The 20,935-nt window shown below is 61.4% G+C and carries 21 protein-coding genes and 1 pseudogene; 4 read left to right on the forward strand and 18 right to left on the reverse strand.

The genetic code is table 11. The annotated features are described in order from the left end of the window. The first annotated feature begins 60 nt into the window (after window positions 1-60). Window positions 61-894, forward strand: a complete 834-nt coding sequence (locus J3A72_RS18485; protein WP_024957532.1) for a hypothetical protein — start codon at window positions 61-63, stop codon at window positions 892-894. On the opposite strand, the gene J3A72_RS18490 is transcribed toward J3A72_RS18485, so the two are convergent. The 3 genes from J3A72_RS18490 to J3A72_RS18500 all read right to left on the reverse strand — a co-directional run bounded on the left by J3A72_RS18490 (window position 891) and on the right by J3A72_RS18500 (window position 4,372). Further along, the gene (locus tag J3A72_RS18490; RefSeq protein ID WP_209572112.1) at window positions 891-3,092 is read right to left on the reverse strand and encodes a fimbria/pilus outer membrane usher protein; all 2,202 of its coding nucleotides are present in this window, start codon (window positions 3,090-3,092) and stop codon (window positions 891-893) included. The two genes, J3A72_RS18485 and J3A72_RS18490, sit on opposite strands and share 4 nt — an antisense overlap. A 9-nt stretch (window positions 3,093-3,101) precedes the next feature. Beyond that, window positions 3,102-3,758 (reverse strand): fimbria/pilus periplasmic chaperone, encoded by a 657-nt coding sequence (locus J3A72_RS18495; protein ID WP_158230171.1) that lies wholly within the window; start codon window positions 3,756-3,758, stop codon window positions 3,102-3,104. Window positions 3,759-3,874: 116 nt separating this feature from the next. Further along, entirely contained in the window at window positions 3,875-4,372 is a 498-nt protein-coding gene (locus J3A72_RS18500) for a spore coat U domain-containing protein (protein ID WP_099481920.1), read from the reverse strand. A 349-nt stretch (window positions 4,373-4,721) separates the two neighbouring features. On the opposite strand from J3A72_RS18500, the pseudogene J3A72_RS23255 reads away from it, so the two are divergent. Beyond that, window positions 4,722-4,834: pseudogene (locus J3A72_RS23255) on the forward strand (hypothetical protein); the annotation flags it as partial. A 17-nt stretch (window positions 4,835-4,851) separates the two neighbouring features. Beyond that, window positions 4,852-5,802 carry a GIY-YIG nuclease family protein gene (locus tag J3A72_RS18505; RefSeq protein ID WP_197591150.1) on the forward strand — a complete coding sequence of 317 codons (951 nt, stop codon included), beginning with the start codon at window positions 4,852-4,854 and terminating at the stop codon, window positions 5,800-5,802. A gap of 89 nt (window positions 5,803-5,891) precedes the next feature. Here the strand turns inward: J3A72_RS18505 and J3A72_RS18510 are convergent, their stop codons facing one another. From J3A72_RS18510 to J3A72_RS18540, 7 genes are all read right to left on the reverse strand, one after another. Continuing rightward, a complete protein-coding gene (locus tag J3A72_RS18510; protein WP_209572114.1) occupies window positions 5,892-6,359 on the reverse strand; it encodes a hypothetical protein in 468 nt (155 codons plus the stop codon). A gap of 366 nt (window positions 6,360-6,725) precedes the next feature. Further along, a complete protein-coding gene (locus J3A72_RS18515; RefSeq protein ID WP_099481915.1) occupies window positions 6,726-7,229 on the reverse strand; it encodes an H-NS family nucleoid-associated regulatory protein in 504 nt (167 codons plus the stop codon). 295 nt (window positions 7,230-7,524) lie between these two features. Then, on the reverse strand, window positions 7,525-8,610 hold the full coding sequence (locus tag J3A72_RS18520) for a DUF697 domain-containing protein (RefSeq protein ID WP_209572116.1): 1,086 nt from the start codon (window positions 8,608-8,610) through the stop codon (window positions 7,525-7,527). 127 nt (window positions 8,611-8,737) lie between these two features. Continuing rightward, window positions 8,738-11,380 (reverse strand): DEAD/DEAH box helicase family protein, encoded by a 2,643-nt coding sequence (locus J3A72_RS18525; protein WP_099481913.1) that lies wholly within the window; start codon window positions 11,378-11,380, stop codon window positions 8,738-8,740. A gap of 2 nt (window positions 11,381-11,382) precedes the next feature. Next, window positions 11,383-12,327, reverse strand: coding sequence for a DNA methyltransferase (locus J3A72_RS23130; protein WP_245336381.1), 945 nt, complete (start codon window positions 12,325-12,327; stop codon window positions 11,383-11,385). A 41-nt stretch (window positions 12,328-12,368) separates the two neighbouring features. After that, window positions 12,369-13,349: an IS5 family transposase gene (locus J3A72_RS18535; protein WP_075076136.1), complete on the reverse strand. Its 981-nt coding sequence runs from the start codon at window positions 13,347-13,349 to the stop codon at window positions 12,369-12,371. Then, complete coding sequence (locus J3A72_RS18540; protein ID WP_245336382.1) at window positions 13,340-14,200, reverse strand: site-specific DNA-methyltransferase; 861 nt, start codon at window positions 14,198-14,200, stop codon at window positions 13,340-13,342. The genes J3A72_RS18535 and J3A72_RS18540 overlap by 10 nt, the downstream gene beginning before the upstream one ends. Before the next feature lie 380 nt (window positions 14,201-14,580). Here J3A72_RS18540 and J3A72_RS18545 point away from each other — a divergent pair, with 380 nt between their 5' ends. Continuing rightward, entirely contained in the window at window positions 14,581-14,826 is a 246-nt protein-coding gene (locus J3A72_RS18545; protein WP_139726849.1) for a hypothetical protein, read from the forward strand. Here J3A72_RS18545 and J3A72_RS18550 read toward each other — a convergent pair. The 8 genes from J3A72_RS18550 to J3A72_RS18585 form a co-directional block, all read right to left on the reverse strand. Beyond that, window positions 14,808-15,923 carry a hypothetical protein gene (locus J3A72_RS18550; RefSeq protein WP_209572118.1) on the reverse strand — a complete coding sequence of 372 codons (1,116 nt, stop codon included), beginning with the start codon at window positions 15,921-15,923 and terminating at the stop codon, window positions 14,808-14,810. The genes J3A72_RS18545 and J3A72_RS18550 overlap by 19 nt on opposite strands. Next, on the reverse strand, window positions 15,920-16,234 hold the full coding sequence (locus J3A72_RS18555; RefSeq protein WP_209572119.1) for a hypothetical protein: 315 nt from the start codon (window positions 16,232-16,234) through the stop codon (window positions 15,920-15,922). The genes J3A72_RS18550 and J3A72_RS18555 overlap by 4 nt, the downstream gene beginning before the upstream one ends. Continuing rightward, entirely contained in the window at window positions 16,231-16,551 is a 321-nt protein-coding gene (locus tag J3A72_RS18560; protein ID WP_209572121.1) for a hypothetical protein, read from the reverse strand. The genes J3A72_RS18555 and J3A72_RS18560 overlap by 4 nt, the downstream gene beginning before the upstream one ends. Window positions 16,552-16,738: 187 nt before the next feature. Continuing rightward, a complete protein-coding gene (locus tag J3A72_RS18565; protein WP_008266166.1) occupies window positions 16,739-16,948 on the reverse strand; it encodes a hypothetical protein in 210 nt (69 codons plus the stop codon). 175 nt (window positions 16,949-17,123) lie between these two features. Then, complete coding sequence (locus tag J3A72_RS18570) at window positions 17,124-17,699, reverse strand: hypothetical protein (protein WP_209572123.1); 576 nt, start codon at window positions 17,697-17,699, stop codon at window positions 17,124-17,126. A 166-nt stretch (window positions 17,700-17,865) separates the two neighbouring features. After that, on the reverse strand, window positions 17,866-18,879 hold the full coding sequence (locus J3A72_RS18575) for a zincin-like metallopeptidase domain-containing protein (protein WP_209572124.1): 1,014 nt from the start codon (window positions 18,877-18,879) through the stop codon (window positions 17,866-17,868). A gap of 68 nt (window positions 18,880-18,947) precedes the next feature. Next, window positions 18,948-19,193, reverse strand: a complete 246-nt coding sequence (locus J3A72_RS18580) for a hypothetical protein (RefSeq protein WP_209572126.1) — start codon at window positions 19,191-19,193, stop codon at window positions 18,948-18,950. A 62-nt stretch (window positions 19,194-19,255) separates the two neighbouring features. Further along, a complete protein-coding gene (locus J3A72_RS18585; protein ID WP_209572128.1) occupies window positions 19,256-20,905 on the reverse strand; it encodes a phage/plasmid primase, P4 family in 1,650 nt (549 codons plus the stop codon). Window positions 20,906-20,935 lie beyond the last annotated feature (30 nt).

Here is a 20,935-nt window from a genome sequence, read left to right on the forward strand (position 1 = left end):
GATAGCGCCTACAGGCGGCTGTTAACTTGATCCCGAGTTCCAATCGAGTAACCTTTGATTATGGCCCTTTACAACATCGCGGAACGTTTAAGCACGGCTAAAGAACTAATCAGCAGGGGCGATGACGCGTCATTGATCTACGCCGCGCTGGAACTACGATTCTGCCTGGAATCCGTGGCGTATCAGAACTTGGCTGCATATGGTGAAGACGTTTCCACCGAGCTTGCTCGCGAGTGGCGACCGGACCAGATCATCAAAATGCTGGCCGCCTTCGATCCGAACTCTGATCAAACGGCCAGCTTCTCCATCTCGGTAACGCCACCGCCCAAAGACCTCGATTTTGCCTCAAGTGACTTGAAGGCCGCTTTCAAGGACAAGGATTTCTTGCCGATCGGCGAGGCCAAGCGCATTCCTTGGGGCAAGTTTCGCAGTTACTACAACTCGTTGGGGAGCTTTCTCCATCTGCGCAAAGATCTGACGAACGCACGGCCGAAGATCGAAAGGCTCCGTGTTCTCATCGCTGAGCTGGAAGAGGTTGCGAGCTCGACGCTGATCGCTGCCAGCAAGGATCTCGCGACGGGCAAATGCGTCGACTGCGGCCATGTGCTCATTCTCGGCCCGGCCGAGCAAGCGGGGGACAAGCCCGTTTTCTGCCCGAATACCAAGTGCAACTCGAGCTATTTGGCCATCAAGGGGGACCCGGAGCGGCGGGTGCAGAAGGTCGAAGCCCTGGGGCTGCGCTGCGAATGCGAGGCCATCGTTCCTATCTTGCCAGAGAGGCTTCTCAAGCCTGCGGTTTGCCCAGCTTGTGGGTCGACCGTTTGCGCAGTCATTGCTGCAAAGGCAAGGGTGCTAGGGGTGCCGCCCACTCGCGAGGGAGACCTGAGCGGCTAGTTGCACCTTAACTTCGCCACTTCGTCCACGCCCGGCAGTGGCGACGGCAACACGGCTTTGCACACGCCGGAAACCTCGACGGCCATCCCCGGCTCGGGGTGCTCCAAGTAGAGCGCTCCGTCGTAGCCCATCATCGCTTGCTCATTCGGCGTAGAGGCCAGGATTCCTGGCGCGATGCTGGCACCGGTCAGGGTGAAGGCCCGGGCGTTCCGGGTCAGCACGGGGAAGGTCACCCGCACACCGCCTTGCCGGGGGGCCACGGCTTGTTTCTCCGTCTCCCCGATCTCCACGCCCACGGGCAGGTCTTTGTCTTTGAGGCTCACCGTGGTGGGCAGCAAGGAGGGAACGTCGGTCACCAAGACGCGGCCTTGCTTGTTGGTCTGGCCGACCGGCGCTCCGTTGACCCGCACCGGCAAGCCCGCCTGACCCGGTACGTCCACGACCGCATAGCTGGCGTAGGCCGGACGCCCGAAAGCCACGCCGCGGTGGTCCAGGAACACGGAGCCGGAGAAGTTGGCCGCCACCTGGGTTTGCCCGTCGTAGCGGTCCAGCATGATCCGGGCGTCGCCGTAACGGGTCATGGCATCCGCCGTGGCCCGGGTGCTGCGCAGGTCGCCGTCGATGTGCTCCGCGGCCAAGCGAACGCCGCCCTCGGTGCGGTAGGTGGCCCGGGTGGTCAGGAAGTCCTGGCCTGGGGCTTGGCGGGCGCGCACGCCCACGCTGGCCTTGCTGCCGAAGCGGTAGGTGTAGCTGGCGGCCACTTGAAGATCGTCGCCTCGGAGGTCTCGGAGCACGTTGGCAGAGACCTGGCCGGCACGTCCCAGGTTTGCGCTCACGCCCAGGGAGGCGAAGGCCAGACTGGTGCGCCCCGTGTCGATGGCGCTGTAGGTGCCGCGCAAGCTGAAGCGGCGATCCGGGCGGTAGGAAATGCTGGCTTGGGTGCGCGAGGCGATGGGCAGCGCCGTCTCGCTCTGCAGTCGCCAGAAGCCGTCGTTTTCTTCGTGTTCCAGCCGCACGCCAAAACTGGGCCCTTTGTAGTCGTAGGCAACAGCCCAGCGCGTCCCGCCGTCGCTTGAGCGCCCCACCTCGCCGTCGAGCACGCCCCAGGTGCCTGGGGCCCAGGTGGAACCCACGGTGACGTTGCCCTTGCCGTTCTCGTCCAGCTGGCCACCGGCTCGGATGGTCCAGCGGTCGTTGACGCCCTTGGCCCACGACGCGCTGACGCCGGCCGTGCCGTAGCGGTTTTCGTCTTCGCGGACCTGGCCGGCGGCGATTTCCCACGCGGAGAGCCCGGGGCGCAGCAGGGTTGGGGCGACGTAGAGCCGTGCAGTGGAAACGGCGGTTTCCCGGCCGTAGGCGTCGCGCACGACCACGGCCGTTTGGCTGGCTCCCAGGGCAACGTTTCGACCGTCCACGGTGAAGGGGCCGGCCTTGACGTCCTGGCGCGTGATTTCGGCTTGGTTGGACAGGACCTTGACCTGCCCCGGATCCAGCGCGATGCCCCCCAAGGTCGGGACGGGCCACGTCGGCGTGAGCGGATCCAGGGCTGCCGGGTCCTTCGCGAGGCGAATGCCGCCCAGCGCCACCGGGCCGATGCGGGGCGTGGCGTAGACATCGCCGGCTTGCCAAGTCCGTTGGCGCGGCAGGTCGTCTTTCTGCCAAGCGGTCATGCCGCGGCGCATGCCAAACCCGTTGGGGGATTGGTTGAGCTGCCCGGTGGTGGAGACCACGCCCCAACGCCCTCCGGTGCGCGCGTCCAGTGCCAACGACGTGGCTTGTCGGCCGCCTGCAATCTGGGTGGCGATGTTGTAGTTGACCAGCACGCCCCCGATGGCCGGCGAGACCTGGGAAACCGGGGTGCCTCGTCGGGTGAGCTGCTGGGCTGGCTTGCGGTCGGCGGGGATGGTGAGTTGGACCGTGGCGTTCTCGGGGTTGTAAGCCACCGTGACGCCCAAGGCTTGGTCAGTCAGGTCCTGCCCCTCTTCGCCCGGGCGAAGGGTCACGCCGAGCTGCTGCCAAGTCGTGGCTTCCGCGACCCAAGCCCCGTTCTGCTGCCAGAGCAACACGGGGTCTTTGGCGGGCTGGCGGTTGGCCAGGATAGCCGCTGCAAGCACGGGTTCCACCCCGTCTGGGATGGCCGCGTGCGCGGTGCCGATGGACAGGGCCAGCGCGAGGCCCAGGACGCTTCCCCGCCGCATGCGTTGCCCTTAGTCTGCGGGGACGGTAGCGGGGGACCCGTTGGCCGTGATTGAGAGCGTGGACGCTTTCAAGCCGGGCTTGAGCTCAACCAGCTTGCTCTGACCAGGGAGCACCCACCCCAGCGCCCCTTCGCGCCATGCCGGCATGCCTTGAGGACCGACGGCGGTCAGGCGCGCGGCGGTCGAACCGGTGTTGGTCAGCAGAAGGCCGTCGGCGGTGAAGCGGGCCGTGAGCACCGGAGGACCGGCCTTGGCGTCTTCAAACCCCACCGGCAGGTTCTGGTGGATCAACAACTGCACCTGGCCCGCCGTAGACGGCTGGGGCAGCTGGCGCAGCAGCACGCGGTAGTAGCCGGGCGTGCCGACGCCCTGGGTGCGGACCAACCGCACGGCCCGGCGGGACCCAGGTGGGATTTCGACAATAGACGGCGCCGCAAGCACGGTTGTAGCTGGGCTGGTCACGTCCTGCCCGCTGGGATCTTGGGACCAGTCCAGCACCGTCACCTGAAAGCGCTCGGGGATGTCCCCGTGGTTTTCCAAGGTCAACGCCCCTGCCTTTTCTCCAGCCGGGGCCACGATGCTTGTGGGAAACAACGACACGTTGCCCGCCCACGCAGGAGCGGCGCACAGCAAAAACAATGGAACCACCAACAAACGCTTCAACATCATTCCTCCAAACCGATCACCTCCTTTGATCCAACCAAAACATTTAACGTTGTCAACCCACCTTCAAAAGAAAACCCCCGGGGATTTCCGGGGGCTTCAAGGAAAACGATTGAGGATCAGTAAGTCAGGGTTACGGCAATGGTGTCGGAGAAGGTTCCACCGGGCACCTTGTTCAAATCATAGAAGGCATAACCGATGCCAATCATCTGCTGCTCACCGGTTCCCACGCCCTCCCAAGCATCGGCCCCACTGCCCCACACTTGGCTGGCACCAGGATCTTTGAAGAGGCCGTAGGCGACGAAGTTTCCGGCCCCATCGGACACGGCGCGGTGATTGGGACGGCCAATCGCGGCCCCGTAGTTCAATCCATCGCCGGGCACGATGCTAAAGGCCGTGCCCTGGTTACAACGCACCAGCAACGCGCCGTTGGAGTAGCCCTGCGTGCCAACCGCCAAGCCGTTGTATTCACCACCGCCCAGCTGGGTCACGAGCATGCTGCACTCGTTGTTCACGGTCGCAGAAATCATCAAGTCTTCGGTGACGTCGGCGGCGGAGGCCGAAGCGGCAGAAAACGCGGCCATCAAGGCCAGAGAAAAAGAAAGGGTCTTGCGCATGAAAAATCCTCCTCGGATTTAGGGAAAGGGAAAGTGGCCCGGATTGGGCTTGCTTCACCAATACTCGATAAATACATTTGCGCAAGAGGATCTGCTGACAAGATTTTGCGGATCCCCTCCAAGTGCTTGCACCGGGGACACGAGTGAGCTAAAAAGCAATCGCCGGTCGCTTGAAGCGTCGGTGTTGTGCTCGGCCACCTTAGGGGTCGGGTGCCCGAGGTCCACCCAATGGCGGCGCGGGAATCTTTTTTCGATTCCGGAGCCATCCATGACGACCAAGCGCCTCAAATCCATCCGCACATCCGCCTTCCATGCCCAGTCTGGCCGCTGCTTCTATTGCGGTCTGCCGATGTGGCTCGAAGCTCCATCAGAGCTCGGCCTGAAGCCCAGCAAGGCTCAAGCCTTTCAATGCACCGCCGAGCACCTGGTCGCCCAGCAGGATGGGGGCCGAGACATATCCGGGAACGTGGTGGCCGCGCATGCCCGGTGCAACCAGTGCAGGCACAAGCGAAGCGGGCCAGCTCCTTCCCCTGAAACGTTCCGGGCGCTGGTTCAAAAGCGCCTGGCAGTGGGAAGATGGTGGTCCAAACTGCCGCCAGGGATTGCGCATGCTCCTGTATGACCTCATCAAGCTCTACGAACCCTCGTTTGAGCCGGCTCGCACCAAGGTTCACTTGGCCCGAAACAATAAGATCGAGGATCCGATCGATGTTTGGCTGGACGGCCGGTTTGACGACTGGCAGTGCTGGCAGCGGCAGCGGAACTTCGACCGAGACATGGTCTTGTCCCTCGTCCAAATCCCCAATACCTACCGTTGGATGTTCGCCGGCCTCTTCCGATCCGTGGGAAGCAGGCCCGATGTGGATGCCAACGGAACGCCCCACGTTGACTACACCTTGGAACGCATCGACAGCACACTGGCGTTAGAAGGACGCCTCTTCGTGACGGGGAAATACGTCAGCCGCACCTCCTATCTGAGAGGCGAGACCCTCTCAGGAGACATGGTGGTGCACGAACTTCTGGCAGAAAAGCTGGGAGACGGAGAGTTTCCTGGCTTCGGGCAAGTGGACATCGACAAAGACACCTTGGACCGTATCGTTGCCAGCGGCAACAACTCTTGGCGTGCCGCTCTTTCCAGTGTCAAAGGCATCTATCTCTTAACAGACAGCAAGACCGGCCTGCTCTACGTCGGAAAAGCAGACGGCGACGCCGGCATCTGGGGACGCTGGTGCCAGTATTCGAGCACCGGGCACGGCTGGAACAAGGCCTTGGTCCAAGAGTTCGGCATCAAGGCCACAGATCGCCAGCGCGATCTCCGCTTCTCGATCCTCGAAGTCATGGACCGGCGCTCCCAAGAGAGCCAGATCGACAAGAGGGAGTCGCATTGGAAGCGAATCTTGATGTCCCGCAATGGCTACAACCGCAACTAGCAATGTTCAGCTAAGCCGCAGAGAACCGTCATCTTGTGATCGTTAGCGGCATGCCCGAGGCATGCCGTTCTCGGCACACGAATGCTCTTTCAGACAGGCAGGCGCTCGGCGATCCAATCCATCCATTCGGATTGTGCAGCCGTCGCATTGGCGCTCAAGGGTCCACGCCCAGGGATGAGCTCAAGGCGGTCGGCTTCGGCGCGGAACTGAGGGAAGAACGGGCCGTTGACGCCCATCACGAAGAAGTCGCCTTGTAATGCGCAACAGGCTTGGCAATGGTTGACCCAGTAGGTGGCATCGGCGGTTTCCGAGCGCCCTGGCTTGAGCCAAGGTGCCGCCTCGCGCACGTGCGCAGCGACTTGATCGTCCAAGTCCTGGATACCATGCAAAGTGGCCGCATCGCCTGCTTCCGGCTCGTCCCCCGGCTCATCTACGTCTGCGTAGTCCACGAAGGACGGCACCCACACCGACGTGACCGGCGTTGCCTCGCCGCACTTCCAACACTCGCCGCTGGCCTGCAGGAGTGCATAGCTCGGAGCGGACAAGGTTCGTGTCATTTGCGCTTCCCCACGTCCGCGGCTCGCACCTCTTGAAGGCGCAGGGACAGCTTGCTGGCAGACACCTTCCCTCCGCGGCTGCCCCGCACCTCATCCACGACCGCCAGGGCCATGACCACGGCTTGGAGGAGATCCGATTTCGTCCGCCCCTGCTCGCTCCACTCGCCCGGAAGGGCGGTCAATGCAGCGACCGCGTCTTTCCCTGACAAGTATTGGACGCACGTCAAGGCAGACCAATGAAGCCCAAACTGGTTGCGTAGTCGTGTTCCCGCCTCCTCTTGCAAGAGCGTTCCCTCCGCCATGTCGAGCAACACGTGTGCAGCGGCCAGCGCCTTGCAGCGGGGATTCGGGCCTTTGCGCACGGGCTTACTCTGCCGGCTTCGCCTTGGCCTTCTTGGCAGGCTTCCGAATCGGCTTTGCCTTCTTGGCGACCTTGCCCACCTTCGCAGCCCCCTTGGCCGCAGCCTTCTTCACTTTGCCTGAGGCAGGCGGGAACTTGGCCCCAGGGTTGGCCTGCGCCCACGCTTTTCCTTCGGCCGACTTGGCCCATGCCGTGAACGCCTTGGGTGCCAGCCCTCGGCCTGCCCAGGTCTCTCCCGTCGGGAGTCGATACTTGGGGGCGACTTTGCCGAGCTTTCGGCCCTTCAACGGCCCCGCAGAAAGTTTCGGGGAACGCGCCGGCTTGACCTCGATGGCCTCGCCAATGAGCTTGGCAACCTGGCGACGCTGGACGGGACTGAGAACCTTCGCATACTTCTGAAGCACCGCGATGGCCTTGGGCACTTCACCGTCGCGTTTCTCCACCAAACGCTTTTGGGCTTCGAGTTGCTTGATCTCCGCGTTGATCGACTGAAGGGTGGTCAAGGCCAAGGGAAACACTCCGTTGAGGGCAAGCAACGGTTATAGCCCATTAGTGGGATGAGGGCCAAATCACAGACTCATACCAGGCACAACAGAAAACGTTGACTTGATGACTCCGCGAGGCGGCAACTTCAGCAAGATGCACTTCAGACAACGAGTCGCCGAAAGATGGCTTTGTTAAGTTGTGTCCCCACACCCCACTTGAAGGGGGAGGACTTTCTGTTGCTGACGCAACCCAGGACATCCAACCGTCTCTCAGACGCTAGCAGCCCGGCTTATCACGCGGACAAGCCGGGCCTCGGCATCATTTCTTGAGCATGTCCCTCATGGCGTTCTTAAACCGAGTGCCGATCTCTTCGCCCGTTGGGGACGCATCCGGATCATCGGTGAAAATGGCAACCATGGCGGCCAGATACGCCTCTCCGAGTGCGGATGTCAGCGCAACAGCGGTCGTCCCTGAAATAGCCGCGCCTGCTGCGGTGCCTACACCTGGGATGAACTTGATCAAGTTACTCACCAAGGTGCGCCCAAGAAAGCTTGCACCTGCAACACCCACAGCCGAACTGACAAGCGAAGTGAGCATCGAGTTGGTCAGGTTGACGCCGAAGATCGACGTAATCTTTGCAATCATCCCAATCTGAACAGGGGCGATGATCATCGCGTCTGAAAAGGGAATCGGACTGACCCCAGCAGCACCAGACGCAGTGGCTGCGGCCATAATGATCTTCCGAGCCTCAGACTTTTTTGTGTTCAGATCCGCCTTTTGAGCAGACGCGAAAGCACGCTTTGCACCTTCAGGGATCGCACCGATGGTGACCTCAACCAGGGTTGAAAGGCCCTTGGGCTGCAATACAACATCGTCCTCAAGCTCTTCTTTGATTGCGCGCACCTGGACCACATTCCTGCACTCTGGCAGAAGGCCCTCCACTTCCTTCTTGAAGCCTTGGTCGGAGCGATGCTTTGTGATCACGCCGATGACAGGAACGACTTTGGAAAGAGCAGCATGCAGTTCCACTTCCGCGGGTTCCACGCGGCGGCCGTCCTCCATCACACAAATCCAAGCAACATGGATGTGCTTCGTGGGGTCAACCTCGTTTTTGCGAGCTTGGATGAAATTCGTGAGCGCACCAATGGTGCTCTTATAGTCAGCCATCTCCAAGCCACGGGTATCGAAGATCGATACCGGCATCCCTTCCTTGGTGATCTCCTTGGTCTCCTTTGTAACAGGCCGTCCCTGCCCGGTTTCAGCCAAATCTTCATGGAAGATGGCGTTGACCAGCGTGCTCTTCCCGACTCCAGACCGACCGGCGATCAGAATGTTGACATGCCCCATCTGCTTGGCCGCGTCTGCGACCGCGTCTGCGATTGTTGAAGCAAAGTTTCCGTCCATACTTCCCCTGTTTCCATTTTAAGAACTAGGCTACACATCAATCGAAGTCGCCACATAACTATCAATGGCGATTTCACTTCGACGACAACAATAAGATGGTGTCGTCTCATTTTCTAAGAATAAGAAGCTACGCGATAGCGGCCCGGAGCTGCTCAGTCACGCTGTTGCCCTTCTCGTCCCTCAGCTGGGCCATGAGGTAGATCCCCCTTCCCTTGCTCTTGCTGGCCCACAGCTCACCGATCATGCGTTTCTCCTTTTCGGAGTCCGCCGTGTAACGGTCGCCACCCTTGTATTCGACGACCAGCAGGCGACCGTCCTTGAGCTTTGCTACAAAGTCTGGGTAGGTCCGCTGCTTGGACGTCGGCATCCAGAACTGGCTCTTGTCCACCAAGTTTCGGACCCAAAACTCCACCTCATCCAGCTGATCGATGGCTTGGGCGCAGAGGAACTCCTCGCCCGCTTTGCCCCCGGCGGTCTTCCATTGAAGATCGCCCACGAAGGGGTAGTAGTGCTTGCGGAAGCGATACGTGCCACCTTGGTAGTAAGAATGCGCTGGATACTGGGTCATATCCGCGGGGTAGGTGAACATGGCATCAGGCTCGTCGCTGACCACGATCTCAGCGTGGGCACCAAACAGGGCCTGCTGGAAGCCATCCTTGAGCGCCTCCGCCTTGGCGATCTGGAGCTGTTCGCCGAGCTTCCGTCGGAGCACGAACTGGCCATTGAGCAGTTGGGAGAGAGAGAAGCCCCGATCTTCGGACAGCCCGCTGATGGACCGGCGCAACCACTCCCGCAGCACGGGCTGCTTGACCGCTGGATCGCGGATCTTCTGGTCCAGCCAGCCCACCAGGTCCGCCTGTGTGCGGTCCTTGGCGAAGCCTGGCAAGTAGGTGTTCACGTCGTCATCAATCGGCGTGTAGCTGACCTTCTCGTCCACCAAATCAACTTCAAAGGTCTTGCTATCTGCGTTGAACTTGAGGCTTGTTAAGTCCGGGGGATAGGCCAGCAAGTCCCAGGTGAAGCCCGGCGGCGTGGCGCCGCTCTCCACGAACTCCAGCTCGCCCTGCTCCATGACCCCAAGCCGCGGCACGCTGAACACCGCGCCGTTCTGGCTAGGGGCTTTGACGGCCTTGGCGGCGATCTGATGCCGCTGGATTGTAGCCGCCGCTTCCTCGCGCTCCTTGGTTGGCACAGCCTTGGTGATCGCTTCCACGGTGGACTCGTCCACCTCGCCCGTGATCTCCACCGAGCCGCCCTTGCCTTCCTCGTTCGGAGTGAACACCACGCTGGCCTGGTCCCGAGCAGGGATGCCGGTAAGATCAGGCTGTTTGCTCACAGCAATGGTGGCCCTGGGCGTCACGGGCACCGGATTGACCTTGCCGCCTTGCAAGTCCAAGCCGGGCCCAGGTGTGGGATCCGGCAGCACCGCGCCCACGGCCTCCAGAGGGTTGAACCCGATGTCGATGAGCGACTTGGTGAGCTCTGCAGCAGCCAGATTGAACGCCGCAGTGGTGACGTGCGCGTAGGCCTTGTTCATGGCCTCCTGCTTGCGGCGGGTCGCATACGGCATGCGCAGCACGCGCCCCAGCAGCTGCTGGATGTCCTTGTCGCTCTTGACCTGGGCAACCGAGCAGAAGACGTAGGCAAAGGAGCAATCCCACCCTTCCTTGAGCGCTTGCTTGGTGATGATGACCTCGATGGGGCAGTCCTTGGCGAACAGGTCCACCCCGTCGATCTCGCGCTGATCGCCCGTGGCGATGGCAATCGCCTTCTCGGGCACCTTCTCGTTGTCGATCAGATGCTTCTTGACCTCCTCGACCGTGGCGGTGCCCTTGGCGTTCTCGGCTTGAATGAGCAGGATCGGCCGGATGTAGTCCGGCTCGCCCAGCGCGGTCTTGCCCAACTCGTTACGGCGGGCCACAGCGCTGCCCACGGCGACTTCCCACTGCCCGACGTGCTCCTTGAGCACGACTGGGAACTTGATCATGTCCGCGCCCTTGAGCTCAAAGGCACTGACGCTGACCAGCACGTTGCTCTTACTGGCTTCCGGCGTGGCCGTGAGCTCCACCACGACCTTGGCACCCAGGCGCTCGTAAACCTGGTAGGACAAGGGCGTGTTGGCATTGTGGGCTTCGTCGGTGATGATCAACGGGCCGTGAAGTTTCAGCAGATTGGCGAAGGACGCTATAGCCTTTCCCGCCTTGTTCTGCTCCAAGTAGGGCAAGTCGGACACGCTGCCGGCGAAGTGAGGCTCCAAATCTTCGTGGTGCTCATAAACCTTGCGGCCTTCCTGGTTCTCCACGCGCAGGGCCGCCATGGTCGAAATGACCACGCACACCTTGGTGCCCAAGTCAGCAGGGCGGATGTGGGTGAAGTCCTCCACGTCGAACACAGCGACCTTGCCCCCGAACGCCTCGTCCAGTTCTTGCCGGTAGGGGTGTCGGGGGTTTTTGAAGGCTTCCAGCGTCTGGGTCTTGATCTGGGTGGTGGGGACCATCCACATGACCAGCGGAAACTCGCGCTCGAGGTAGGCGTCGCCTGCCGCCTGGATGATGTGTGCGCCCATGACGGTTTTGCCGCCGCCCGTCGGAATGCGTAGGCACACGTAGGGCGAGGCCTCCAGATGAGGCATGGGTTTGTATTGCGTGACCAGACCGGCATCCACGTTCTTCTCAAACGCGGATGCGGCGCCAGTCAGCCGGGCGTCTTCGAGGAACTGGGCCAGGCTGGACAGGGCCCGCTGCTGATACACCTTGAGGGAGAGAGCCATGCTTAGCGTGCCTTGATGTCGTAGGGGGTCTGTTTGAAGGTGATCTGGAGTTCTTCCAGACGCTCCTTTGGCAAGTCGCAGGACTCCCCGTAGATCACCTTGGGCCCGTCAAAGGGCTGCAGGCCTTTCAACACCCGCTTGGTCAGCACGTTGCCGCCGGTCTTGCTCTCATCGCCCAAAATGCCGTTGAACAGCAGGTAGTAGCCGACCCCGTGGTGCTCCCCCAGGAACGGCTGCTTCGGGGCTCGAGTGGAGCGTGCGGCACCAGTCTCGGCGAACCAGACGTGGGCGGCCAGGTGCTCGAACTTGATGCCGTCGCGGATGTGACCCTCGTCATCGAACACGGGCACGCCGAGCTTGTAGAAGCGAAAGCCACCGCCACCTTTCCAACCGACTTCTTTCGAAATACCTGATTGCTCTCCTTCCACAACGGATACAAGCCTCGCTTGGCAATGGCTTCGCGCCTGGTCACCTCGCTCAATACCAACAAACCTGCGATTGAGCTTCAAAGCAACTGCTGCTGTCGTCCCGCTTCCAAGAAAACTATCGAGAACAAGGTCCCCAGGTTTAGTCGTTAACTCAATGCAACGACGCAGGAGCCGCTCGGGCTTTTTACCTTTCTTAAATGTCACGCCGCCCTCGCCAGCAATACCCTCCCACGAGATATCACTCCAGATATTCGTGAGCATTGAGGAGGCGACAGGCTCTCCATCAATCTCAACAACGTTCTTGCTGTAGAAAAGGATTTGCTGACCGTCCAAGATGTAGACCGTATCGAGCGATTCGCCCCGCTCCAGCTTTAGAACCTCACCAGGTCGACTGAGAGACTCTTTCTTTAGATCAACGATTGCCTGACCCGCACCGGAGTCGCTAAGGAGGGTCTGAACAACGCACTCTGACACTTGGATTTCAGCGTCAGAGCGCCGGACCAGCGTCGATTTGATCAATTTCCCGCCCTTTCAGGCGGTTTCTGGCGGGTTTTCCCGCCTTACAGGCGCACCACCCCCATCGCCGGCAACAGGCGCCGGCGCGCCATCCACAGGTTCGACAGCGCGAACAGCGTCAGCACCTGCGCCGCGTTCTTCGCCAGGCCGCGGTAGCGCACCTTCGTGTAGCCGAACTGGCGCTTGATCACCCGGAACGGATGCTCGACCTTCGCGCGCAGGCTCGCCTTGTACCGCTCCCAGCGCTCGGTGTAACGCCGCTCGCGCGGGTTCTTCATCGCCCGCAACTTCGACGGCTTCTCCGCGATCAGGAAGCCGGCCTCCACATCCTTCAACTCTTCACGCTTGTCGGCACCGGTATAGCCGCTGTCGCCACAGATCGTGTCTTCCCGGCCGTGCAGCAGCCTGTGTACCCGGGTCACGTCGGCCACGTTCGCCGCCGTGCACTCGACGTGGTGCACCAGGCCGGATTCATCATCGACGCCGATGTGCGCCTTCATGCCGAAGTGCCACTGGTTGCCCTTCTTCGTCTGGCACATTTCCGGATCGCGCTTGCCTTCGGCGTTCTTCGTCGAGCTCGGCGCGGCGATGATCGTCGCGTCCACGATCGTGCCCGCGTGCAGGCTCAGGCCCTTGCGCGCCAGATGCGCATTCACCCGCTCGAAGATCCGCCCGGCCAGGCCGTGGGTTTCCAGCAACCGGCGGAAGTGGAGGATCGTGGTCTCGTCGGGAATCGCGTCCACGCCGCCCAACCGCGCGAACCGGCGCATCACCGGCGTGTCGTACAAGGCCTCTTCCATCGCCGGGTCGCTGAGCGCGTACCACTGCTGCAGGAAATGGATGCGCAGCATCGTCGCCAGCGGGTACGGCTGGCGGCCGGGACGGCCCAGCTTCGGGTAGTGCGGCTCGATCAGCGCCAGCAGCGCCTGCCACGGCACCACCTGCTCCATCTCGGCCAGGAAGATCTCCCGCCGCGTGCGCTTGCGCTGGCCCAGGGTCTCGGCATCACCGAACGTCAGCTGCATCGATCGTCACCCCAATCTGGTGCGCTATTGTCGCCTGCAGCAGCGGAGTTGTTCAGACCTTCCCTAATGGATGCTAAGCGGCAGACTTGGCTTGAGTTCTTCAGAACCCACTTGTCGAAGTGCTGGAGAATAGACTTAGGGTGTTTGATCCTTGCGTTCCGTGGCACCTCAGCATATTTATCGGCAAGAGACGAAAACCTCCATTCACTCTCAGGCAAATCCCGGTTCTCCAGCCAAAGGTTGTAGGCATAGTCAACACCGCGTGGAATGCGGGCACTTACGTCTTCAAACTTCTCTTTGTCCTTGGCATACCAAAGAATGTATTCCGATGCTTTGAATACACCAGGATTGACAGTGCTAAATGCAGAAGGAGAGCGGGCAGCGATAGTTATCCTGTTGACGAAGTTAGACCGGCCAAAAATCTCATCCAGCATCACCTTCGCATAGTCAACCTCGTTATCGTCCAGATGAAGAAAAAGAGATCCCTTCTCTGAAACAAGCTCGTGGATGAGTTCGAGCCTGGCATACATCATTGACAACCAAATCGAATGCTCGAAGTTGTCGTCGTATTTCGGGAACATCGCTCCGGTATTGAACGGCGGGTCTATGTAGACGCAACCAACCTGGCCGGCGTAGTAAGGCAGCAACGCCTTCAACGCATCCAGGTTGTCGCCCTCGATCAGCATGTTGGGAGCGTCCACCTCCCCATAGGACAAGCTTGCCACCGGCTCCAAGAGTCGATAGGGCGTCAGGGCGGAGCGGGTCAGGTCCTCATCACGGTCGGACCAGTTGAGCAGTGGCATCGAATACATCCCCTCGAACAGGCTCCAAGTATCCTTCAACGGGTGCATTTGGGCCAATCCCTAAGGGACCATCCGGCTCTAAATCATTGATCGAAATGAGCTTTGCGAAATAAGAAACCGGCGGGGCTTTAGAGCCTGACGACGCATCGGCACTTGGGCCTGGAGATATGTCTCGGCTACTACGTGCTGAGGCCCGCATTCCTGCAGTAGCGATACACGGCCGAGCTGCTCACCCCGAGCTCCCGCGCCAACTGAGCCCGGCTGACCTCCTTTAAGCGAGCCCGAACCTGGTCCAGGGCCAGCCCCCGCAAGGTGCGGTGCTCCGGCCCTTTCAGGACGCGCCCCAACCAAAGGGCTCGGCGGTCCAGGCCGATGGTGGCCGGCGACAAGCCCAAGCGCTGGGCCACCTCGGCCGAGGTTAGCCCGGCTTGAACCAGCTGCTGCACCCGTTGGCGACGCTCAGCGAGCTCGCGGGTTTGGCGGGCCCGAAAGGCCTGCCGTCCGGAACCGGCCAGGCGGTGCCGCCTCACAAAGCGGTTCACGGCTTGGTGGGTAACGCCCAGGCGTTGGGCCAGGGCGCGCTGGCTCACCCCTTCGTCCAGCCAGGATTGAACCTGGGCCGGGGAGCGGCCGCCGAGGAAGCCTTTGCGTGGAATCATGATGGAGTGGCCTGACGACGTCGCCCATCGCGCGGCGCTTTGAGGCCTGCTCTTTTCATGTAAACAGATATAGACGACGCGCTGACCCCAAGATGCAGAGCCACAGCGTTGGCCGTCTGGAATCGGGCGAGCAGGATCTCGACCTCTGCTCGACTCAAGCCCGAGAGGGTCATTTTCTCCGCCGGTTTACGCATGCCCGGAAGCTTCAGCGGTTTGCGGTCGGTCGATGGTGTGTTGGCCTGGCGGCATCGCCCGTCCCGTGGCGCTTTGAGGCCGGCTCTCTTCATGTACGAGGACACATGCGCCCCACTGGTTCCGAGATGCAACGCCACTGCCTTGATGGTCTGGAATCGAGCAAGAAGGGCCTCGATCTCTGCTCGACTCAAGCCCAAGAGGGTCATTTTCTCTGCCGGCAGACGCACACGCGGCAGCTTCAGCGCTTTGCGGTCGGCCGTTATGCACGCGTATGGCACGGCCAACTGTTGCGCCATTTCAGACACCGATAGGCCGGCCTCGCTCAACCGGCGCACCTCTTTGCGCCGAGCCAGAACAACCGCCTTCTTTCCGTTTTGCGGCATGTCCAGTTCGTATTTCTTGCAAAACAGGCTAACCGCTTGCTGCGTGACGCCGATCCGAGCCGCCACACGGGTGCGGGTGCCCAGTTCGTGGAGCAGGCTCAGCACTTCCTCAACCGAGTGCCCTGCAATGCTCCTCGGTTGTCGTTGGCAGACCGGCAACCGCAGTCCAAGGGCTTGAGCATCTTTCTGCACGGTGTAAACAGCCACCCCGAGGAACCTTGCGATGTCCTTTCGTGCCATGCCGGCCTGAATGCAGGCGCGGACCGCATAGCGGCGTTGGCTCACATAAGCCCGGTAGCGCTCCGAGGGCATGGCATCCGCAGGATCCACACGCTGAGCGTGCTCGATTTGCTCCGCTTCGCCGTGTGCGTTGCGGTGCGCGGCCAGGGCGTCGTCCACGTCCTTGCTGAAAGGCGTGTTGCGTTGGGCTGCGTCGTAGATGGCCCGGATGTCTGCGGGCATCGGCAACAGCTCGATGCCATCCGGCCCGGGAAGAACGTCTGGGGCAAACAAGGTGGACGGCTCGCGTGTCATCGGCCCACCCAGTAGCCCAGTCCCGCGCTAAGCAAGGTGGCCGCGTATAGAGCGGCGTCCTCAGCGCTGGAAATGTTGAGGGCCATGATTACCGCCCCGAATGCGAGCGTGAGGACGCAACCCGCGAAGATCCCACCAAAAATCGCTAACTCCAGGTAGAGCCAAGCACCGCGCCTCCCAGCCCAGAAAAGGGCCAGCGATTGCTTTACGGTCGGGTAAGTCAACGCGATCATAAAAGAGAGAAACGCTGCCGAGCAGAGAAACACGGCAAGGACCAGCACGGATAGGACCAGCATCGTCAACGCACTCATCCGCGCGACCTCCCCTTGCGGCAAACAAGCGCCAGCAGGCAGAGCACCGCGACTATGCCGAGTGCAAACAGCCCTCCCCCGGTGGCGACCTGGTGCCAGACGCTGAAGGTGGCTTGGGCCAGGAATGCGGCGATGACCACCATCCCAACGCCAAACAGCCCGCCATGAATCACGAAGCGGCCGTGCGTGCGAGCGCCTCGCTCACCGCCCCTCACCCGTTGCCAAGCTGCCTTGGCGTCGCCAAAGCGCTTGAACGTCCAGAGCGGGACCAGGACCATGAGGCCAAGCAGGGTCAGCAGAAGGATCGCGCTCACCATGGGCGGCCTCCCGCGTGGCTCCTCAGTGGGCGAGCCTGGAAGGGGAGAGGTTGGCCCCACTGGCTGGGCTTGAGATTCCATGCCATTGGCAGGTGGTGCAGCTCGTGAGGTTGCGCAGGGGAGCAATCCATGCCGTCTAGAATGAGGTGACCGTAATGGTGGGCAATGCTTTTGAATGTGGCTCCCATTAGCGCCGCCCTTTGCCGGTCGTTGCCGCGTTGGCAGAGCGCACGCCCCAGCCCTTGGCTTGGCGCAACCGATCGATCTGGGCTGCTGCTTCGTGAGAAAGGCCCAGGTATCCGCTCTCGTCCATCAAAACGTGGCCTGGAGATTGCTTGAAGTCCTCGATGCTCAGCGCGGCATCGGGGCGCTTGCGGAAAAATGCGAGCCATTTCATCAGCGCTGCCCCTCAGGCCGTCAAGGGGAGCAGGCCGGCAAGGGCCAGAGAAAGAACCAAAACGCGCATGAGGCCTCCTTTTTTGAATGGGTTGCACTACCCATAACAAACGGTTTGGTTTGCGCAAGGGGATCGGGAAAAGAAAAGGCGGCTTTCGCCGCCCTTTCCCTTGGCCTTAGAAGCGCGCTCGCAAGCGAGGGGCTTCCAGGGTTTGGCCGTCCTGCCCATGGGCCTTCATGGCCGCACCGACCTGCCGTTGGGCGTCGGCCCCAAACCCGCCTTCCGGTGGCTTCCAAGCGTTGGCAGGCGGAAGCATACTGTCGAGGAGCTTGGCTCGGTTGTGGGCACGGATGACCTGATCCGATTGATCATTCCCGTGCCGCCCCAACAAATCTGTCGGGGTCGTTCCCTCCGAGTCCGCGTCCTGGGGCGTGCGTCCCGACTTGAGCAGGTCACCAGCCCATTCGGCATCGCCGGATGCGACGGCGAAGTGGAGCGGATACTCGGTGGCAGCGGTCAGGAAGGCCACGTAGTCCTTGTAGCTGGTTACCCAGGTCTCTTCCTTCCACTCTTCTTCATCGGTCTTGCCGTCGTAGTAATGGTCGAAGGCCGCTTGCCGCAGCTCGTCGTAAAGCTCGTCTACTGACCAATCGTTCTTCACCGCTTGGATGAGCAGGTCGCGCTCTTGTTCGCAGAGCTTCAGACCAAGGGCTTCGCGTGCGCTGATGGGTTGGGTGGAATCGTGTTGCATGGGGTCCTCCATTGGTTGGTGTTGAGTAGGTCACGGCTCACCAGCACCGCAGGAATGCGGTGGAAGCCGTTCTTCGTTTTCAACCCCGATGGGGAACCTGACAGGGGCATGGATGCCCACTTCCCAGTTCTAGCAAAAACTCGGGGAAGGTCAAGCCCTACCAGCGTTAGGCTACTTGGCGTTCCTTGCGTTGCGACGGCGACCTTCGACCGGCTTCCGCCTTCCGCCCCTGCTCGGTGTCCTGCTCCTTCTTGACCTGCGGCAGCGGCTCGCGTTCAAACGTCGGGATGTCGAGGAAGGTCATGACCTTCTCCGCTTGGCTGGCTGCGCGGAACAGGGTCCTGGGGTCATCGGCCAGGGCTTTCATCCAAGACTGCAGGTAGCCGGCGTGCTGTTCTTCGTGTTCTTTCCCCAGCCCGATCCCGAGGCGCTCGGAAATGAAAAGGCTGGACAGCTCTGCCACCAGTTCCTCCTTGGCATACCCCTCCGTCCCGAATCGCCCGGTTAGATCGCGGCCGAGCCGGTGCTTGGCCCCGGCCCAATGGGCCAGTTCGTGGAGCACGGTTGACGCATAACTAATCGGGTCTTGAAAGCTGCCCGCTTTCGGAACGTGGATGCTGTCGGTAGCAACGGAGTAGAAGGCCCTGTTCCCGCCATCGTGATGAAGTTTTGGCTGGTGCTTGTCCAACAACTCCCGCAGACGCAAGTTGCGGATCGACTCGGGCATGATGAAGGGCGGCGGGGGCTCGGGCATGCCGTCCATTTGGCTGGCATTGAACACCGTGGCGACGAACACCGATGGCCCTTGGTATCCGCCCTTCTCTTCGCCTTCGGTCAACGGCTCGGCACCGTCTTTGGCTTTGCCCGTCTTGCTGAAGTCCCAGTAGGCGATCTGCTGCCCCTTCTCGCCGCGCCTGACTTGGGCCCCGATGCTTTCTGCCTGCCGATAGGTCAGCCAGCGATTGTCGTTGTAGCCGTGGGCCATCTGCGCCCCGCGCAGGACCAGCGTGTTGGAACCTCGGTAGGTTTTGCCCGTGTGCGGATTCCACGGGCCGTTGATCGAACCGTTCTGCGGGGCGTCGGGGTCGTTCCAGGGCCGGCGCCAGGGGATGGTGCCCTGCTGCATGAGCGCAAGCATGCGCTCGGCGGTGGCTTGAATGAGATCAGAATACTTGGACATGCGGTGGTTGCCTCAAATCTTTTTCAACCTCCTGCGCCTCCAAGCGGGTGGTTGTGGGTGGGGTCGGGTCAGAACTCGATATGAAGGGTCAGTGTCTTCCGGTGATACAAAGCTCGCCGCACCAGCTCGGCGATTTCATCCTCGCTGCGCAATCCCTGGTCGCCGTCTTTGCCAAGACGGACATGGAGACCAAACCCGCTCTGCACGAGCAAGTATTGCGGGTCCGCTTCCGGCGTCTCTGGACTCTCCAGATCAGCAGCGGTGATAGCTTCTTCGTGGAAAGCGTCGTCGGGGATGTGGTTGGGCGATGGCATGGGGGCTCCGTTTTGGTTTGGATACCCCTTTGCAATAGCGCAACGTCGCCGGTTGTAAAGGCCTACGCGGCTTCAGCCATCGGTGCGCCCGACAGGAGGGCGATGGCTTCCATGGCCTCTTTGCTCAGAGGGTCACCCAACGGAACCTCCTCGTCCGGGATGGCCTGGGGAGGCCCGCCCTCCAGGCGCGGCTTCAATCCCCCCACGCGCAGGTTGACCCAGCGCTCGGCCTTCGAGCCCTTCGTCGCCTTCTTTTGCTTCTGCTGGAGCCCCGGCATCCGTTCGCGCACGCGCTTCCAAAGCTCTTCTGCGCCCACCGGCTTGCGCCCCAGCTCTTCCAGCACGTAATCGCGGTAGTCGGCATAGATGTCGTTCTTGTCGGTCCACGTGCCTTCTTCTTCGATGACCATGCGCTCGGCGAAATAAGATGCCGTGGTGTCCGTCTCTTGCCGGGTCTGCTCGGCCAGCGCTTTGACGGCCTCGGGCATTTCCTCGGGCAGGCCGCCACGCTCAATGAGGCGCATGGCCCCCTCCAGCAGCCAGTCGATGATCACGGCCATTTCCGCCGGGTCCTCGGTCAGCTTCTTGTGGAAGTCCGGATCGCGGTCCTTGTCGTTCTCGGCCAGGCGCACATTGAACGGGATCATGCAAATCTTTCGCCAGAAGCCGTGTTCGTGACTCGTCACCGAGAACATGGCGTTCAGTGCCAGGAAGAGCGTGCCGCGCGGCACCGTGGTGTAGGCATCTTTGCCCTTGTTCTCCGCTGACATGGGATCGCGCGAGATAAGCGCCTTCAAGACCTGCTGGATGGGATCGGAGAGGACCTTGGGCGCCTCTGTCGCCAGATAAAGAGTCTTGGAAGCGAGAGGTGCCATGGCGAACTGCCCATCCAGCTTGTCGATGCGGACCGCAGTGTTCTTGGGGTGGATGGCTCGCAGGACGTGAAGCAAGGTGCTCTTGCCGTTGCTGCCGCTTCCCAGCAACAGGAAGGCTTTTTCCAGGCACATCGGCATGACCGACGACGCCATGGCTTCTTGAAGCAACCCTCGCACGGCCATGTCAGGCATGAAGCGATCCAGATATTTGGCCCACCGCGACTTGGGGTCCAACGGCTTGGGGGTGTAGCGGCCGGACCTCACCTGGTCGAGGTTGAGCTTCGCTGGGACCAAGGAAGTGATCCCGTGTTTGGGGTCGGCCGGCAGGTATTCGATGTAGGCCTTCTTGTTGGCGTCCTTGAGGATCTCCAGGTAACCGCCCTTCAGCGGCACGATGGCCCGATGCTGGCTTTCAGGCAACTTCATGCCTGGCAAGCGGATCATTTCGAGAATGGCCGTCTTGACGCAGCTGGTCGCGCTGCTCTGCTTGGCGTCCTCCGGGGCGTGCTTGCGCATCCAGTCCAACGCGTGGGCTTCTACTTCCCGGGTGGCTTGCAGGGCCCAGATGCCTTCGGACTCATCCCACTGATACAGCGAAAAATCGATCTCGCCGTTGTCCATCTTGCCGCCAATGCGGAAACAGTTGGCGCGGCGCATATCGTCGGCATAAGCCAGCTCAAACGAGAGGTCTTCCCCAATAACGCCCAGGTCATCCGTGGCGTCGTTGGGATTGACATCGGCCCCAAAGGCCTTGCCCTTTTTCTTAGGAGCCTGATCAACGGCGTCGCCATTGGCCTCCCCGCCCTTGACAGGGCCAGTCTTCGACTTACTCTTCATGTTGTAATCCCTAGTAGTAAACGCCCCGGT

It is taken from the genome of Stenotrophomonas sp. PvP093, from assembly GCF_017876915.1.
GTDB lineage: Bacteria > Pseudomonadota > Gammaproteobacteria > Xanthomonadales > Xanthomonadaceae > Stenotrophomonas > Stenotrophomonas muris.

Bases quoted from the DNA above. Each gene is read 5' to 3' on its own strand.
- J3A72_RS18505 (WP_197591150.1), top strand. From the start codon at position 4,852: ATGCCCGGTGCAACCAGTGCAGGCACAAGCGAAGCGGGCCAGCTCCTT.
- J3A72_RS18555 (WP_209572119.1), bottom strand. From the start codon at position 16,234: ATGAGTGCGTTGACGATGCTGGTCCTATCCGTGCTGGTCCTTGCCGTG.
- J3A72_RS18585 (WP_209572128.1), bottom strand. From the start codon at position 20,905: ATGAAGAGTAAGTCGAAGACTGGCCCTGTCAAGGGCGGGGAGGCCAAT.
- J3A72_RS18520 (WP_209572116.1), bottom strand. From the start codon at position 8,610: ATGGACGGAAACTTTGCTTCAACAATCGCAGACGCGGTCGCAGACGCG.
- J3A72_RS18535 (WP_075076136.1), bottom strand. From the start codon at position 13,349: ATGCAGCTGACGTTCGGTGATGCCGAGACCCTGGGCCAGCGCAAGCGC.
- J3A72_RS18550 (WP_209572118.1), bottom strand. From the start codon at position 15,923: ATGACACGCGAGCCGTCCACCTTGTTTGCCCCAGACGTTCTTCCCGGG.
- J3A72_RS18500 (WP_099481920.1), bottom strand. From the start codon at position 4,372: ATGCGCAAGACCCTTTCTTTTTCTCTGGCCTTGATGGCCGCGTTTTCT.
- J3A72_RS18570 (WP_209572123.1), bottom strand. From the start codon at position 17,699: ATGCAACACGATTCCACCCAACCCATCAGCGCACGCGAAGCCCTTGGT.
- J3A72_RS18495 (WP_158230171.1), bottom strand. From the start codon at position 3,758: ATGTTGAAGCGTTTGTTGGTGGTTCCATTGTTTTTGCTGTGCGCCGCT.
- J3A72_RS18565 (WP_008266166.1), bottom strand. From the start codon at position 16,948: ATGAAATGGCTCGCATTTTTCCGCAAGCGCCCCGATGCCGCGCTGAGC.
- J3A72_RS18540 (WP_245336382.1), bottom strand. From the start codon at position 14,200: ATGCACCCGTTGAAGGATACTTGGAGCCTGTTCGAGGGGATGTATTCG.
- J3A72_RS18485 (WP_024957532.1), top strand. From the start codon at position 61: ATGGCCCTTTACAACATCGCGGAACGTTTAAGCACGGCTAAAGAACTA.
- J3A72_RS18490 (WP_209572112.1), bottom strand. From the start codon at position 3,092: ATGCGGCGGGGAAGCGTCCTGGGCCTCGCGCTGGCCCTGTCCATCGGC.
- J3A72_RS18575 (WP_209572124.1), bottom strand. From the start codon at position 18,879: ATGTCCAAGTATTCTGATCTCATTCAAGCCACCGCCGAGCGCATGCTT.
- J3A72_RS18510 (WP_209572114.1), bottom strand. From the start codon at position 6,359: ATGACACGAACCTTGTCCGCTCCGAGCTATGCACTCCTGCAGGCCAGC.
- J3A72_RS18525 (WP_099481913.1), bottom strand. From the start codon at position 11,380: ATGGCTCTCTCCCTCAAGGTGTATCAGCAGCGGGCCCTGTCCAGCCTG.
- J3A72_RS18580 (WP_209572126.1), bottom strand. From the start codon at position 19,193: ATGCCATCGCCCAACCACATCCCCGACGACGCTTTCCACGAAGAAGCT.
- J3A72_RS18560 (WP_209572121.1), bottom strand. From the start codon at position 16,551: ATGGTGAGCGCGATCCTTCTGCTGACCCTGCTTGGCCTCATGGTCCTG.